Below are 16,095 nucleotides of genomic sequence, written 5' to 3'. Positions count from 1 at the left end.
AATTATCTCAATTCACTAATACATTGTTTTGCCAGTAACCTAGCTTGAGCATCCTGAGCCATAATTTCCTGTACCGAATTTAATGAAGTTAATGTCGATTTAGCAAGCACCTCGGCATTTACTCTATAGATATCACAAAAGCCGATCTGCTGAGCCAAGAACGCAGCGACAGCAATTTCATTTGCAGCATTAATCGTTGTCGTTGCGGCCTGCCCAGACTTACACGCATCCATTGCCAATGCCAAATTTGGATAGCGCTCAAAATCTGGTTTTGTGAAGGTAAAGTTTGCTATGCTAGAAAAATCAAGAGGCTGTACACCTGCATCAATCCGTTCTGGATAAGCCAAGCCGTAAGCTATGGGGGTTCTCATATCAGGTTGGCCCATCTGAGCGATCACAGAGCCATCTTTATATTGCACCATAGAATGGATCATACTTTGCGGATGAATGACCACTTCGATATCTTCAGCTGTACAATTAAAAAGCCACTTGGCTTCAATAAACTCAAGTCCTTTATTCATCATTGTTGCTGAATCTACTGAGATTTTTTGGCCCATGGACCAGTTTGGGTGTGCAACAGCTTCACTCACTGTCACACTCGGGAGTGTGGCTAAGTCTCGCGTCAAAAACGGACCACCTGACCCTGTTAGCAAAATTTTACTGATCCCTTGATGGTGTATACCTAAATCAGTATTGCGTTGAAACGCCTGTGGCAAACATTGATAAATTGCATTGTGCTCACTATCTATAGGTAATAAAGTGGCACCGTGTTGTGCTACTTTGTCCATAAATAACTGGCCAGACATCACTAGCGACTCTTTATTTGCTAATAACACCTTTTTACCAGCTTCAACGGCTGCAAGCGTCGGTAACAACCCAGCTGCACCAACAATTGCTGACATAACCGTATTAACATTGTTATGGGCAGCCACATCACACATAGCTTGAGTGCCGCTCAAAACTTTAACCGAGGTATGTTTTAAAGCATCTTTAAGCTGCTTAGCCGCTCTTTCACAGTGCATCACTGCATACTGAGGATGGTGTGTAACACACAATGACGTCATTTTAGCCACATTTGTACCTGCGGCTAATGCAAAAATCGTATACTCATCTTTATTTCTTTCAATAACATCAATTGTAGAAAGTCCGATCGAGCCTGTCGCTCCCAGTATTACAACATTGTTTTTCATACTCATAGAGTAACAATCCAAGCGTAACATAAAGCGAAGATGGGCGCTGCCGCAGTTAAACTATCTATTCGGTCGAGTATGCCACCATGCCCAGGCAAAATAGATCCTGAATCTTTTAAACCAGCTTCCCGCTTAAACATGCTCTCGAGCAAGTCTCCAATCGCAGAAAATAGCGCTACACCGATTGTGAGCCCTGAATATAATAGCCATTGGTGTGATTCAACTTCTGCAAAATAACAAAAAAGCAAAACAAATATCACAGAAGTTACAACCCCGCCAAGCAAACCTTCAATGGTTTTATTGGGGCTCACTTTGGGCATTAATTTGCGCTTACCGAAATTTTTACCCGCAAAGTATGCACCGATATCCGCACTCCATACGATACCGAGTACCACCATTATGAGAGTTGACCCATATTGTTGAGACTGCTCATACTCTGCACTGCGCATCACATTAAGTGCTAACCAAAGCGGAATGAGCGTTAATATGCCTGCAATGGCACGCATAATTATGCCCTCATTCCATGCTCTGCTCATTGAAGGGTATTTAAAAACCAAAAAGGTTGCGACCAGCCACCAGGCAAAAGCCAGGGTAAAAATATAATTTGCATCTGCAACTAACTTACCCTGTTGCCATAAGGACTCTATCGGCCAATGGGTATGTAATATGGAAATGATGATGCCCATCAATGCAACAACTGACAAACGCTGACGCACTCTCCCGAGCCCCATAAAAGCAGACCACTCCCAAGCACCTAGCAGTACGATAGCTGCTGCGATAAAACTAAATAAAGCTAATGGTGTATAAAAAACCAAAAGCAAAGCCAGCGGCGCAAGAACCACTGAAGTTATAATACGTTGTTTAAGCAAATTAATTACCTTTAACTTGTTACTTTTGACACTGCGAGTAATTCTTTTATTTGATCGCCTGTGCAGCCAAAGCGTCGCTCTCTAGATACATAACATGCAATGGCCTCTGCAAACGCCTCTTCATTAAAGTCAGGCCAAAGTGTATCTGTGAAATAGAGTTCAGCATACGCTGCTTGCCAAAGCAAAAAATTACTAATACGACAATCACCGCCAGTTCGTATTAATAAGTCTAATTCACTTTGATGTGCCATAGAAAGATGGTTAGTTATTGCTTCTTCCGTGATATCACTTGGCTGAATTTTTCCTTCACTAGCCTCAATAGCAAGTTTTTGTGCCGCCTGGGTAATATCCCAACGACCACCATAATTTGCAGCAATATTTAGCTGCAGGCCGGTATTATTCTCAGTTAACGCATGTGCTACTGCAACTCGCTCTTGTAACGAGTTCGGAAAACGAGAAATTTCACCAATAACATTCAATTTAACATTATTTTTATGAAGCTTTTTTACTTCTTTAGTTAACACAAATAGAAATAATTCCATCAGTGTGCTCACTTCATCTTCTGGCCGACGCCAGTTCTCGCTACTAAATGCGAATAAAGTGAGAGACTCAATGTTAAGTTTCGAACAAAACTGTACTGCCGTACGAACCGCATCAACGCCCTTTTTATGACCATATGTTCGTGGGCGATTGCGAGATTGCGCCCATCGTCCGTTACCATCCATAATAATAGCGACGTGTTTTGGCAAAGATTGCTGCGAAATTGTGTCAGCGCTTAAACTCATAAATCCCGATTTCTATAAAAAAAAACGCCGCCTAGTATACCCCAGACAGCGTTGCAAAACTAATAATTTCGAACTGCTTAGATTTCCATCAACTCAGCTTCTTTTGCGCTCAATTGTGTATCCATTTCCTTAACAAACTTGTCTGTCAACTTCTGAACTTCATCTTCAGCTTGACGTGCTTCATCTTCAGAAATGTCTTTATCTTTTAATAAAGATTTAATATCACCATTGGCATCACGACGAATATTACGGATAGCAACACGACCGCCTTCTACTTCACCACGTACTATTTTGATTAAGTCTTTACGGCGCTCTTCAGTTAGCGGAGGTAATGGTACGCGAATAATCGTGCCTGCAGACATAGGGTTTAAGCCCAAATCAGATGACATAATTGCTTTTTCAACAGCCTGAGCCAAAGACTTATCAAAGACACTAATCGTCAATGTACGAGAGTCTTCTGTTGAGACGTTTGCAACTTGGTTTAGTGGTGTATCTGCACCGTAATATGAAACCATGATGCCGTCTAGCAATGCAGGGTGTGCACGGCCAGTACGAATTTTAGAAAGTTGGCTAGCTAGGGCTGCCACACTTTTTTGCATGCGCTCTTGCGCGTCTTTTTTAATATCGTTAATCACAATTCAATCCTAGTCTTGTTTGATTATTCAGAAGGTGCTGAAGAGATAAGAGTACCCTCTTCTTCGCCCATAATGACGCGTTTTAACGCGCCAGGTTTATTCATGTTAAATACGCTTAAAGGCATATTATGGTCACGTGCTAGCGTAAATGCCGCTAAGTCCATCACCTTTAATTCTTGATCAATGATCTCATTGTACGTCAAATGACGATACAAGGTTGCATCTGGGTTCTTAACTGGGTCATCGCTAAATACGCCATCAACTTTTGTCGCTTTAATCACAGTATCGGCTTCAATTTCAATACCACGTAGACATGCAGCTGAATCAGTTGTGAAAAATGGATTACCCGTACCCGCTGAGAAAATAACAACTCGGCCAGACTTTAACAAGCTAATTGCTTCAGCCCAGTTGTACGCGTCACATACGCCGTTCAGTGGAATTGCCGACATTAAACGACAGTTTACAAACGCACGGTGCAGTGCATCACGCATAGCCAAACCGTTCATCACGGTTGCAAGCATACCCATGTGGTCGCCTACTACGCGGTTCATACCCGCTTCAGCTAATGAACCACCTCGTAAGAAGTTACCGCCCCCGATAACCAAACCCACTTCTACGTCGAGCTCTACTAATTCTTTTATTTCTTGTGCCATACGATCCAATACTTTTGGATCAATGCCAAAGCCTTCATCTCCCATTAAAGCTTCACCGCTTAGTTTGAGAAGAACGCGTCTAAAAACAGGTTTTCGATTGATAGTCATAGTTTCCGGGCCATTTGTAAAAGTGAGATAAAAAATAACCGCGCTTATGAAAGTCATAAATGCGCGGTTATTTTAAAGAATTTTCAGCGTTGAAGCAAAAGCAAATCCGCCATTATAGCCTCATTGCTTTTTTTGCTGAGAAAAGAGAGATTACTCGCCTTTTGCAGCTGCGATTTGAGCAGCAACTTCAGCAGCGAAATCTTCTTCTTTCTTCTCGATACCTTCGCCAACTTCTAAACGTACGAAGTTAGATACTGTTGCGCCTTTTTCTTTAAGGATATCGCCAACAGATTTTTTAGGTTCCATGATGAACGCTTGACCAGTAAGAGAGATCTCACCAGTGAACTTCTTCATACGGCCAACAACCATTTTCTCAGCGATTTCAGCAGGCTTGCCTTCGTTCATTGCGATGTCAATTTGAACCGCTTTTTCTTTTTCAACTACGTCTGCAGGTACGTCTTCAGGGTTTACGTACTCAGGCTTAGATGCAGCAACGTGCATCGCTACGTGCTTAAGCGTTTCCGCATCAGCTTCACCAGCAACAACAACACCGATACGCTCACCGTGACGGTATGTAGAAAGGCTTGCACCGTCAATGTACTCAACGCGACGAACGTTGATGTTTTCACCGATTTTAGCAACTAATGCAACTCGTGCTTCTTCAAACTGTGCTTGAAGCTCAGCAACAGCAACTTTAGAAGTTGCAGCAACGTCTAGTACAGAGTTAGCGAACGCAAGGAAGCTCTCATCTTTAGCAACGAAGTCTGTTTGACAGTTAACTTCTAGAAGTGCAGCGAAACCTGCGCCTTCTTTGATAAGGATTGTGCCTTCAGCAGCAATGTTACCTGCTTTCTTAGCAGCCTTTGCAGCACCGCTCTTACGCATGTTTTCAATTGCTAGTTCAATGTCACCAGCAGTTTCAGTTAGCGCTTTTTTACAATCCATCATGCCAGCGCCAGTACGCTCGCGTAATTCTTTAACTAGGGCAGCAGTTACAGCCATTAGTATATCCTCAGATCTGAATATGTTTAGGGAAGCGGGATGACCGCTCTTCAAGAATATCAAGTCTTCATCACGAATTGATGAAGACTTGATGACAGCTAATTACTCAGCTTCAACGAAATCGTCGTTCTCTGCTTGAGCAACGATATTGCTTTCACGGCCTTCAGTGATAGCAGTTGCAACAGCGCCAGTGTAAAGCTGGATAGCACGGATTGCATCGTCGTTACCTGGGATGATGAAATCAACACCATCTGGGTTCGAGTTAGTATCAACTACTGATACTACTGGAATACCTAGGTTGTTAGCTTCGCGAATTGCAATGTGCTCGTGATCTGCATCGATAACGAAGATAGCGTCTGGAAGACCGCCCATATCTTTGATACCGCCAAGGCTCTTTTCAAGCTTTTCCATTTCACGAGTAAGCATTAACGCTTCTTTTTTAGTTAGCTTCTCGAAAGTACCGTCTTGGCTTTGAGTTTCAAGGTCTTTAAGACGCTTGATTGATTGACGAACTGTTTTCCAGTTAGTCAACATACCACCTAACCAACGGTGATTTACGTAGAACTGCTCACTTTGAAGAGCTGACTCTTTAACTGCTTCGCTTGCAGCGCGCTTAGTACCTACGAAAAGAATTTTACCTTTGTTAGAAGCAGCGTTCTGTAAGAACTTAAGTGCATCGTTGAACATTGGTACAGTTTTTTCAAGGTTGATGATATGTACACGGTTACGAGCGCCGAAGATGAAAGGCTTCATCTTTGGGTTCCAGTAACGTGCTTGGTGACCGAAGTGAACACCAGCTTGAAGCATATCGCGCATTGAAACGTTTGCCATTTTAATTTCCTCTAAGTTAGTTAGGGTTAAGCCTCCACATATCCCATAGCACCAACATGTTCAGTATTTTACTAAGACATGCACCCAAGTGTATGTGTCGATATGTGTGTGTGTTAAAATAAAATTGTGGTTGCCTTAAATACAAACATCTCTAAGATAAATTTGTAAAAAGACGGCGCGCTTTATACCATATAAAATAACAGAACTCAACAATCAGTATAAAAATTGTGCGTTGAAATAAACTTAAAATAACCGACTTGGAGTCTGAATGAGTGCAGTGATTAAAACCCCTGATGAGATCGAAAAGATGCGTATTGCTGGGCGTTTAGCAGCAGAAGTACTAGAAATGATAGAGCCTTTTGTAAAGCCAGGGGTCACAACCGACGAGCTAAATACAATTTGTCATGATTACATCATTAACGAGCAACAAGGCATTCCTGCTCCACTTAATTATCATGGTTTCCCAAAATCAATTTGTACGTCTGTTAATCACGTAATTTGTCATGGTATCCCTAATGACAAAGCGCTGAAAGACGGTGACAGTGTCAATATCGATATTACCGTTATCAAAGATGGTTACCATGGCGACACATCGAAAATGTTTCATGTAGGAACCCCAAATATTCAAGGTAAACGCCTTGCTGAAATCACACAAGAGAGTTTGTATCTCGCGATCAAAATGGTAAAACCTGGCGTGCGTTTGGGTGACCTAGGTGCTGCAATTCAAAAATACGCGGAAGGCTTTAATTACTCAATCGTTCGCGAATATTGCGGTCATGGTATTGGCGCCGAGTTCCACGAAGAACCGCAAGTCATGCATTACGGTAAAGCGGGCACTGGTGAAACATTAAAAGCGGGGATGTGTTTAACCATTGAGCCTATGGTTAATGCGGGTAAGCGTCAATGTAAAGTGCTAAAAGACAATTGGACGGTTGTAACGAAAGACCGAAGCCTTTCAGCCCAGTGGGAACACACACTACTTGTCACTGACAATGGCGTTGAGATCTTAACTCACCGCAACGATGATACGATCGACAAAATTATTGAACATCCAGCACAATAATAAATGCTTCGCTGTAAAACCTTCGCTGAGTAAAGCTCTGTCGGTGCTTTGCTCTCGAAGCTAAAAACAAAGCAAAAAATGGCAATCAAGCGTTGCCCTTTGTGCTCAAGTCAGTAAGCTAAGCTCAATACCTTTGCGATGGTATTGAGCTTGAATAGACTATTCAGATCAATTTAACCCTTAGCACCCACCAAGAATAAGATGCAGGGAGCCTGTTGTGGCATTGCCTAATAAAGTAAAAACACTGCTCGATAATGCAGAGCAACTGTGTGACTTAAAAGATTGTGCTGCTTACTTTTATAAGTGGCTTAGCAATGAATTTTCGAAACAACCCGTTCGTAACCTGATCAACTCTCGCGCAGAATTTATTGATAGACTGCTGATAAAGTTATTCAATGATACTGGCTTAGCTCGTTACCCTGAGTTAGCCCTCATTGCCGTCGGCGGCTATGGTCGAGGGGAATTACACCCTTACTCTGATATTGATTTTTTATTGCTTGTAAATGACACTCCAAATGCAACTATGACCTCTGCACTTGAACAGTTTGTCACCCTACTTTGGGATCTAAATCTAGAAATTGGTCACAGTGTACGCACGCACGAACAGGTGCTTGACCAAAAAAAGCAAGATGTACACTTCACTACGAGTCTACTCGAAAGCCGTCTGATCTGTGGTAATCATGTTGAATTTGAACGACTCAGAAGCCACATTGTGGAGACCCCTATTTGGCAATCTGCTGATTTCTTTCTCGCAAAAGTTGATGAGCAAAAAGTTCGACACAGAAAGTGCCACGGTACGGCTTACAACCTAGAGCCAAATATTAAAGAAAATCCGGGTGGATTGAGAGATGTACAAACCATTTTCTGGGTTGCTAAAAAGCACTTTCACGCAGAAACTCTTGAAGAGTTAATCAATCATGGTTATTTAACACACGAAGAATATCAAGAGCTTCTTGAGTGCTTAGAAAATTTATGGAACATTCGTTTTGCGCTGCATTTAGCAGCAGGTCGAAGTGAAAATAGGCTGCTTTTTGATTATCAACCCCATGCTGCTGAAATTCTTGGTTTTGGCTCTGAAGGGAAAGCATCGGTTGAGCGTATGATGAAGCGGTTGTTCAGGATCATGAGCCGCGTTCGTGAAATGAACCAAATGCTATTGTCGTATTTTGAACAGAGTATTTTACCGGATCAATTGGAGCGTACAGCTGTCTCCCTTGATGAAAATTTCGAACGAATCGGGAATAAAATAGGGGTAAAAAATCCTTCTGTTTTTTTCCGCAGGGAACAACTCTTTGTATTATTTGAACATATTGCAGAACACCCTGAAATCACAAGTATCGAACCCAGTACCATAAGAACAATGCGTCAAGTACGCCGCAGATTGCTGGGTGACCTACAAGACTATGCGGGATGCCGAGATGCTTTCTTACGTTTAATTAAACACCCTAATGGCATGGGAAGAGCATTCACCTTGATGCATAAGCATGGTCTAATTGCAGCCTATTTACCACAATGGCGTAATATTTTTGGCCAAATGCAGTTTGACTTATTCCATGCCTATACCGTTGATGAACATACCCATAAACTCATCAATAATATCTACCTTTACACTGAAAAAGACCGTAAAAAAGAATTCCCTATTTGCAGCGAAATTATCACGCGGATGGACAAGCCTGAATTGCTTTACTTGGCAGCAATTTTTCATGACATTGCTAAAGGACGTGGTGGAGACCACTCTGAACTTGGCGCTGTTGATGCACTCGCTTTTTGTAAAGTGCACGGTTTCACCAACTCAGATGCGCGATTAGTATCTTGGTTAGTGGCCAACCACCTATTAATGTCTGTAACGGCACAACGCAAAGATATCAATGACCCTGATGTGATTGCTGAGTTCGCTTCAATTGTAAAGAATGAGCGCCAGCTCGATTACTTATATTGCTTAACGGTTGCTGATATTCGCGCAACCAATGATAACCTCTGGAATGATTGGAAAAACACCTTACTCCGTGAGCTTTATTTACACTCTCAGCACGCTCTAAGGCTAGGTCTTGAAAACCCAATGGATATGCGGGATCAAATTCGAGATAAAAAGAAACAAGCAAAACAAAGACTCATTAATTTAGAATATGAGGAAGAAAAAATAGACCTTATTTGGTCTCGATTTAAAGCAAACTATTTTACCGCCTTCAGTGAACAGCAAATCTCTTGGCACAGTGAGCATTTACTAAAAACCAACGATCTAAATGCATCTTGTGTTGTGGTAGGCGAAAAAGCGATGCATGGTGGTACACAGGTTTTTGTTTACAGTCCATACAATGCCAATTTATTTGCAAAATTACTTACCGTTATTGGCTCTAAGAAAGCACAAATACAACACGCTCAGGTCATGACGACCAAAGATAATTCTGTCGTGTACAATTTTGTTATATTAGAAGTCAGTGGTGACCCTATGAGCGGGAGCCGTGCGAACTCTATACGCCGTGGCTTAGAAGCAATATTAAAAGATCCAAAGAAAAAAATTCGGACTAAAAAGAACCGTTCTCATCGATTCAAAGACTTTAATATTAAACCAAAAGTCATTGTACGCCCCCACGCCCGAGTAAACCGTAATCTCATTGAAATTCAGGCCATAGATATACCTGGCCTACTGACAAAAATAGCTGAGGTTTTTCAAGCTAATTCATTACATATTCACGCGGCAAGAATTACAACGGTAGGGGAACGAGCCGAAGATTTCTTTGTAATATCAAACGCAGACTATCAAGCTCTTGCAGAAGAGCACAAAGCAGCATTACATCGTGACTTGATGAAAAAATTAAATGCAGAAACAGAGTAAAGAGGAAACTATGTCTGATTTAAAGAGCATTATTGAGCAAGCTTGGGAGCAAAGAGACGGGATCTCACCAAGCCAAGTTTCAGAAGAAGTGCACAACGCAATAATCCAATCTTTAGGCTTATTGGATTCAGGCGCAGCAAGAGTTGCTGAAAAAGTAAGTGGTGAGTGGGTTGTTCACCAGTGGTTAAAAAAAGCCGTATTGTTGTCATTTAGAATTCGTGACAACCAGCCTATGAATGACGGTGTGAATCAATTCTACGACAAAGTACCGTTAAAGTTCAGCGATTATACCCCCGAGCAATTTCGCCAAGGTGGCATGCGTGTTGTGCCAAACGCAGTAGCTCGTCAAGGCAGCTTTGTTGGCAAAAATGTGGTACTCATGCCTTCATATGTCAATATTGGCGCGTATGTCGATGAAGGCACTATGGTCGATACATGGGCTACTGTTGGCTCATGTGCGCAAATAGGTAAAAATGTACATCTATCTGGCGGCGTTGGCATCGGCGGGGTATTAGAGCCTTTACAAGCAAATCCGACGATCATTGAAGACAACTGCTTCATTGGTGCACGTTCAGAAATCGTTGAAGGTGTGATTGTTGAAGAAGGTGCGGTCATTTCAATGGGTGTATACATTTCTCAAAGTACCCGCATTTATGACCGTGAAACAGGCGAAGTGCATTACGGACGCGTACCAGCGGGCGCCGTTGTAGTTCCTGGTTCTCTACCGAGTAAAGATGGTTCCCATAGCTTATATGCAGCAATCATCGTTAAGAAAGTAGACCAACAAACGCGTGAAAAAGTCGGGATTAATGCACTATTACGCTCAATAGACGACTGATCAACAGCTCGTCTGGCATAAGCCAAAAAAAAGCGCTTGATGAAGTATTTCTTTATTTGAATACTTCACATAGCGCTTTTTAAAATAACCTAAGAGATGGATTATTCAAAAATTATAGTGCGGCAAATACATCATCTGTTTTCGCAGCACACACAAAATCATTTTTGTGTAACCCTTTTATAGAATGGCTCCACCAAGTGACGGTCACTTTGCCCCACTCAGTCAATAAGCCAGGGTGATGACCTTCATCTTCGGCCATTGCGCCAACCTTATTCGTAAATTCTAATGCGAGTTTGAAGTTTTTAAATTTAAAAACTCTCTCTAACTGCATGATCCCATCACGTACTTCAGGTACCCAATCAGGGATCTGTTTTATTAATACTGCTAACTCTTCATCTGACACTTTAGGCGCATCAGCACGACACGCTTCACATTTTTGTGCACTTAAATCAGACATTTAAAATCCTTAACTTGCTAGTTTTTGTTTCGGTGGAAATTTTGGCTCAAATAAGCCTAACTCTTTTGCCTTGGCAACCAATGACATAATATCCATCTGTGAAATATCAAACAGATCATTGATAGAATTAATCGTGTAATAGATTGGCTGCATTATATCAATGCGATACGGCGTACGTAACACATCACTCACATCCAGAGGTTGAATTTCTGGCGTACCAGAGTAAACATATTGTGTTTCACCTGGGCTTGATAGCACCCCACCACCATATATACGTAGGCCATCTTTTGTTTGCATTAGCCCAAACTCAACAGTAAACCAATATAACCGCGCTAAATACCCACGATCTTTCTTTTCTGCTGCATAACCCAGCTGACCATATTTATGTGTGAACTCGGCAAATGCGGGGTTAGTTAACATTGCACAATGACCAAAAATTTCATGGAACACATCTGGTTCTTGTAAATAATCAAACTCTTCTCGTGAACGTATAAACGTTGCAACTGGAAACTGCTTATTTGCAAGCAAACGGAAGAATTCATCAAAATCAATGAGCGCAGGTACTGGCGCAACTTGCCAGCCAGTCTCTTGACCTAACACTTCGTTAAGTTCTGACAATTGTGGAATACGATCATGTGGTAGGTTTATTTTTTTTAGTCCGTCCATGTATTCATTACAGGCTTTGCCTTCGATGCATTGCAGCTGACGTGCTACTAGTTCAGACCAAATTTTATTCTCTTCGTCACTCCATGCAATCACACCATTCTCATCGGGTTGCTTAGAAGTATATTTGCTCGATTTAGCCATAGAAACCTTCATTGTTACCTATCACAGCCATCTAAGGCCGCGCTTTAACTTGTGACAACGATACTATGTAAAAGTAAGCAAAAGTTTAATAGCAACGGCGTATAACGCCATTGCTAGATACGCGCATTTTGTATCTAATTATTTACACAGATGTACACAAATAAATACAGCACTCAATCTAAAGCTACAAATAAACACCTGGAGTAAACTAATGTTTACACTAAAAAGCGTTAAAAGCGAGTTCGAGATCAGCAATAATATCTTCTACATCCTCCAAACCAATCGATATACGGATCAAACCATCCGAAATACCCGCTGCTTGTCGTTCTTCTGGGGTGTAAGGTGAATGCGTCATAGATGCTGGGTGCTGAATTAATGTTTCAGGGTCACCTAAACTTACAGCTAACGTGCAAAGCTCTGTGGCATTGATAAATGATTCTCCATCCGCTAAAGAACCTACTATTTCAAAAGCAATAACGCCACCAGCCCCTTTCATTTGTTCGCCTAAATACTTATACCCAGGATGAGAAGGCAATCCAGGATAAAATACTTGGCTCACTTTATTATGCTTCTCAAGAAATTCAGCCACTTTTTGCGCGCTTTCACAGTGGCGTGCCATACGGACAGCCAGTGTTTTCAGACCACGGTTAATCAGCCATGCGTCATGTGGACTGATTGTTGCGCCAATATCTTTGAGTACCGTCAACTTAATCACTTCTATATGTTCTTGCGAACCACACACCACACCAGCGACAACATCTCCATGCCCATTCAAATATTTTGTTGCACTGTGAATGACAATATCAATACCGAAGTCTTTAGGCTTTTGTAACAATGGGGTCAAGAATGTATTATCAATAACGCTGATTAAATTATGCTGCTTAGCAAATTGCCCTATCATCGCTAAATCTAGTACTGTCATATTTGGATTAATTGGCGTTTCTGCAAACAACATCTTACTATTTGGCTGAATCGCGGCCTGTAACTGCGCTTCATCTGTCATGTCGACGAACGTAACGTCAATACCAAACTTAGGTAACATATGCGAAAAAAGAGCAAAACTACAACCGTATAACGCATTTGACGCAATGAGATGATCGCCATGCTCTAAAAAGCTCAAAACTGATGCCGATACCGCGCCCATTCCGGTCGCCGTTGCTGCGGCACTTTCCATACCTTCTAGTGCTGCTACTTTTTGCTCTAGCTCTGTCGTAGTTGGGTTACCTAAACGCGTGTAAATGTAACCGGCCTCTTCCCCAGCAAAACGAGCAGCTCCTTGTTCTGCATCTTTGAATTTGAAGGTTGATGTTTGATACAAAGGTGCCGTCAATGCACCATGTGGGTCGTCAAAGTGGGTTGGTCCATGAATACATTGCGTGTTGTCATGATACTTCTTCATAAAATTGCCTGTTAAGTTGTTATTCTTGAATATATTTACCTAATAAATAAATCAGTGAATAAAAATTCACAAGCACGCCAGATGGGAAGATGGCTAGCTGAGCGAGATTAACTTCAACAGTTTGTATACAATTGTTGTCACTCTTTGCTGGCAGGCTTATTGTCTCCCTTACTTAACAGCGTTGTAAATACTGTTTCTATTGTCGACTTTAATAGCCTTGGTTTCTGCTCTAGTTGTGGCAGTGGCCGGCATATTTCCATAGCCTTGTACCCTAACCGAGCTGTAAATACCCCTGCACTTAAGCCTTGTGCTGCGCGAGCTGACAGTTTCGTCAATAACTCAGCTCCAAGACTTGTCGACGCCAAATCCGAGACAAGCTCCGCAGCGCCAGCAAAAACCATTTGCTTAAGTAACAACCTATACAAAGTGATCCGACTTCTATAACCTAACGGAATACCGTAATGCTGACTCAGTTTTTCAACTAAATGAACACCGCGCCACAATACCGCCAACATGTCTAACAATGCCATTGGACTTAACGCTACCAGCATTGCACTTGTCGTCGCATGCGCATTAATTAACGCTTTAGCTTGTTCATCTTGGCTTTTCAGTAATGTATTTTGATAAAGCTGTAACACCTCTTTGTCAGTATGGTGTGGCTTAATACTTTCTTTAAAATCAAGGACTTCATCGGGTGTATGTAAAGTCAGTAGCGGCGCCAACCATTGTTGCGCTTCTCCAATTTGAGTGCTGTTTAAAAGCCTCAAAGCATCACTTTGTGTACTAGTGCGATTCGAGAGTAATCGCAGTGCGCGATACTCTCCAATTGTAAAGCGCAATACAACGAATAAAGCTAGCAGCAAAACCACTATGTACACACCGCCCAAAAACCATGAACGTTGAATTGCGTCCACAATGCTGTAAACACTTTCAATAACAATCAAAATCATTAAACCGATAAACAGCAATCGCTTAATACTCACTCCTGACGATTTAGGCTTGAGTGTTTGATCTAACGCTGATTCGGCTTCATCAACTTGTGTGATCTCTACTAATGTGGCTTGTACAATACGCTTACCCGCGAGCAGTGAGTCATCATTCAATTGCTCTGGCTGCTGAACCTTGTCTATTTTAATGCGCCGCCCTGCACGCAACTCGTTTTGCTCAGTCATCGTAACTTATCTCCGAGTAAAAATTGCAGTACATGATCTAAACGAACATGGCTTAAGTTTCCACACTTTGCAGGCAAAGGGGCAAAAGAAAGAAAATCAAAACCTTGCTCAGGCCACTGCTCTTTGCTCAAACAGTGAGTGGGAGGTTGAGGTGGCAAAAATGTAATTTGGTGGGGCTCATCTATTGGCTTTCCCACTATACAATTAAGGGTTTTCCCTGATTCAACAACTTGAGTTTGCTGCGTACTTTGTACTGCAGAAACAGCCATTGTGTCTATTTCTACACCCGCAAAGCGTAAGTCATTACTTTTCTCATGGACCATACTATGCAACAATTTCGCAAGCTGTGGTTGCTGCTCATAGCTGACATGGTCACACTTATTCGCCGCAAATAAAACTTTGTCAATTTTTGGGTAGAACAGTCGTTTCAACATATTTGATTTTCCATAATCAAAAACATCCACAATGTTACGTAATGCCTGCTCTTGCTCTCGCAAAGTATCTGGACCATCAGCTAAAGCACTTAACATGTCAACTAACACTATTTGCCTATCGAATTGGCAAAAGTGCTGCTTATAAAAAGGGCTAATAACCTGCTGCTTGTATGCATTAAAACGCGCTTCCAAATGCATATACTGAGTCTCATCATTCACTGTCATTGCCCCATAACATGGAAAAAACAACAGTATCGGCGCGCCCGCCAAATCGCCGGGAATGAGCATTCTCCCTGGTTGTAACTGAGCAACCTTTGTGTGCTGTTTCAAACTTAAAAGTAGCCTTTGATATTGCTCAGACAATTTTTTCAATATCGTTTCATCAACAACAGCATCACTATCGAAAGTGTCCACAGCCGTTAAAAACTCTTTAGCATAATCAATATATTTAGGTTGCTTTAATAATGTCAGCACCTCCTTACTCCAAGTTTGATAATCTTGATTTAACATCGGTAAATCAACCAACCATTCTCCAGGGTAATCAATTAATTCAAGGTAAACCGTACTTATAGGTGAAAGGTGCTGCTTAAGCGCGTTACGTGTTTCAAACTTCAATGCCAGTGTCAATGTGTTAATACGCTGAGTAGAGGAAGGCCAGCTAGGTGGGTTTGCCAATAAAGAGTTCACTGCGCAGTTATAATCAAATGTGGGAATATCTAACGCGCGTTGCGGAATCGCCTTAACGGCAATCAGTCTTTGCTCTCTAATAACATCGAAAAAAGGCAGGTTTTGCTTGTCTGCTTGGGTTGTTAAATGTTTTATCAATGCCGTGATAAATGCCGTTTTTCCACTTCCACTAAATCCAGTAACAGCTAACTTAATGTGTTGATCTAAACTTCTGTGCAGGGTTTTTTGTGCTTTATTTTTAAGTTTCTCAAAAGTATCTTTACTGAAGCGTCTGGTGTTCATAAATTAAGTGTCACTCCTGAACAACGTAGTTACAGAACCAAAGTAAG

At 41.7% G+C, this 16,095-nt stretch carries 15 protein-coding genes; 3 read left to right on the top strand and 12 right to left on the bottom strand.

Translation table 11 applies throughout. From position 1 onward, the window contains the following. Positions 1-2: 2 nt before the first annotated feature. From ispC to rpsB, 7 genes are all read right to left on the bottom strand, one after another. Positions 3-1,196 (bottom strand): 1-deoxy-D-xylulose-5-phosphate reductoisomerase, encoded by a 1,194-nt coding sequence (gene ispC / locus J8L97_RS02550; RefSeq protein WP_210995520.1) that lies wholly within the window; start codon positions 1,194-1,196, stop codon positions 3-5. Further along, positions 1,193-2,059: a phosphatidate cytidylyltransferase gene (locus J8L97_RS02545; RefSeq protein WP_192508268.1), complete on the bottom strand. Its 867-nt coding sequence runs from the start codon at positions 2,057-2,059 to the stop codon at positions 1,193-1,195. Before J8L97_RS02545 ends, ispC begins: the two co-directional genes overlap by 4 nt. Before the next feature lie 11 nt (positions 2,060-2,070). Then, complete coding sequence (locus J8L97_RS02540; RefSeq protein WP_192508269.1) at positions 2,071-2,844, bottom strand: isoprenyl transferase; 774 nt, start codon at positions 2,842-2,844, stop codon at positions 2,071-2,073. A 77-nt stretch (positions 2,845-2,921) separates the two neighbouring features. After that, complete coding sequence (frr, locus tag J8L97_RS02535) at positions 2,922-3,479, bottom strand: ribosome recycling factor (protein WP_010361626.1); 558 nt, start codon at positions 3,477-3,479, stop codon at positions 2,922-2,924. 23 nt (positions 3,480-3,502) lie between these two features. After that, complete coding sequence (gene pyrH, locus J8L97_RS02530) at positions 3,503-4,240, bottom strand: UMP kinase (RefSeq protein ID WP_119862042.1); 738 nt, start codon at positions 4,238-4,240, stop codon at positions 3,503-3,505. A 150-nt stretch (positions 4,241-4,390) separates the two neighbouring features. Then, positions 4,391-5,242 carry a translation elongation factor Ts gene (gene tsf, locus J8L97_RS02525; RefSeq protein WP_010361624.1) on the bottom strand — a complete coding sequence of 284 codons (852 nt, stop codon included), beginning with the start codon at positions 5,240-5,242 and terminating at the stop codon, positions 4,391-4,393. A gap of 102 nt (positions 5,243-5,344) precedes the next feature. Further along, a complete protein-coding gene (rpsB, locus tag J8L97_RS02520; RefSeq protein ID WP_010361623.1) occupies positions 5,345-6,073 on the bottom strand; it encodes a 30S ribosomal protein S2 in 729 nt (242 codons plus the stop codon). Positions 6,074-6,341: 268 nt separating this feature from the next. Between rpsB and map the strand changes: the two genes are divergently transcribed. The 3 genes from map (at position 6,342) to dapD (ending at position 10,810) form a co-directional block, all read left to right on the top strand. Then, positions 6,342-7,136 (top strand): type I methionyl aminopeptidase, encoded by a 795-nt coding sequence (gene map / locus J8L97_RS02515; protein ID WP_192508270.1) that lies wholly within the window; start codon positions 6,342-6,344, stop codon positions 7,134-7,136. A 217-nt stretch (positions 7,137-7,353) separates the two neighbouring features. Next, the gene (gene glnD, locus J8L97_RS02510) at positions 7,354-9,972 is read left to right on the top strand and encodes a [protein-PII] uridylyltransferase (RefSeq protein ID WP_211047747.1); all 2,619 of its coding nucleotides are present in this window, start codon (positions 7,354-7,356) and stop codon (positions 9,970-9,972) included. 10 nt (positions 9,973-9,982) lie between these two features. Continuing rightward, positions 9,983-10,810 (top strand): 2,3,4,5-tetrahydropyridine-2,6-dicarboxylate N-succinyltransferase, encoded by an 828-nt coding sequence (gene dapD, locus J8L97_RS02505; protein WP_211047746.1) that lies wholly within the window; start codon positions 9,983-9,985, stop codon positions 10,808-10,810. A 112-nt stretch (positions 10,811-10,922) separates the two neighbouring features. On the opposite strand, the gene J8L97_RS02500 is transcribed toward dapD, so the two are convergent. The 5 genes from J8L97_RS02500 to J8L97_RS02480 form a co-directional block, all read right to left on the bottom strand. Beyond that, on the bottom strand, positions 10,923-11,267 hold the full coding sequence (locus J8L97_RS02500) for a 4a-hydroxytetrahydrobiopterin dehydratase (RefSeq protein WP_010361619.1): 345 nt from the start codon (positions 11,265-11,267) through the stop codon (positions 10,923-10,925). A 9-nt stretch (positions 11,268-11,276) separates the two neighbouring features. Then, entirely contained in the window at positions 11,277-12,074 is a 798-nt protein-coding gene (phhA, locus tag J8L97_RS02495) for a phenylalanine 4-monooxygenase (protein WP_211047745.1), read from the bottom strand. Positions 12,075-12,294: 220 nt separating this feature from the next. Continuing rightward, a complete protein-coding gene (megL, locus tag J8L97_RS02490; RefSeq protein WP_211047744.1) occupies positions 12,295-13,473 on the bottom strand; it encodes a methionine gamma-lyase in 1,179 nt (392 codons plus the stop codon). A 137-nt stretch (positions 13,474-13,610) separates the two neighbouring features. Next, positions 13,611-14,645, bottom strand: a complete 1,035-nt coding sequence (locus J8L97_RS02485; RefSeq protein ID WP_211047743.1) for a TIGR01620 family protein — start codon at positions 14,643-14,645, stop codon at positions 13,611-13,613. Continuing rightward, the gene (locus J8L97_RS02480; protein WP_211047742.1) at positions 14,642-16,048 is read right to left on the bottom strand and encodes a YcjX family protein; all 1,407 of its coding nucleotides are present in this window, start codon (positions 16,046-16,048) and stop codon (positions 14,642-14,644) included. Before J8L97_RS02480 ends, J8L97_RS02485 begins: the two co-directional genes overlap by 4 nt. Between the last annotated feature and the right edge of the window lie 47 nt (positions 16,049-16,095).

The organism is Pseudoalteromonas sp. MMG012, from assembly GCF_018100875.1.
GTDB lineage: Bacteria > Pseudomonadota > Gammaproteobacteria > Enterobacterales > Alteromonadaceae > Pseudoalteromonas > Pseudoalteromonas aurantia.
This window is presented reverse-complemented; position numbering and strand designations above follow the sequence as displayed.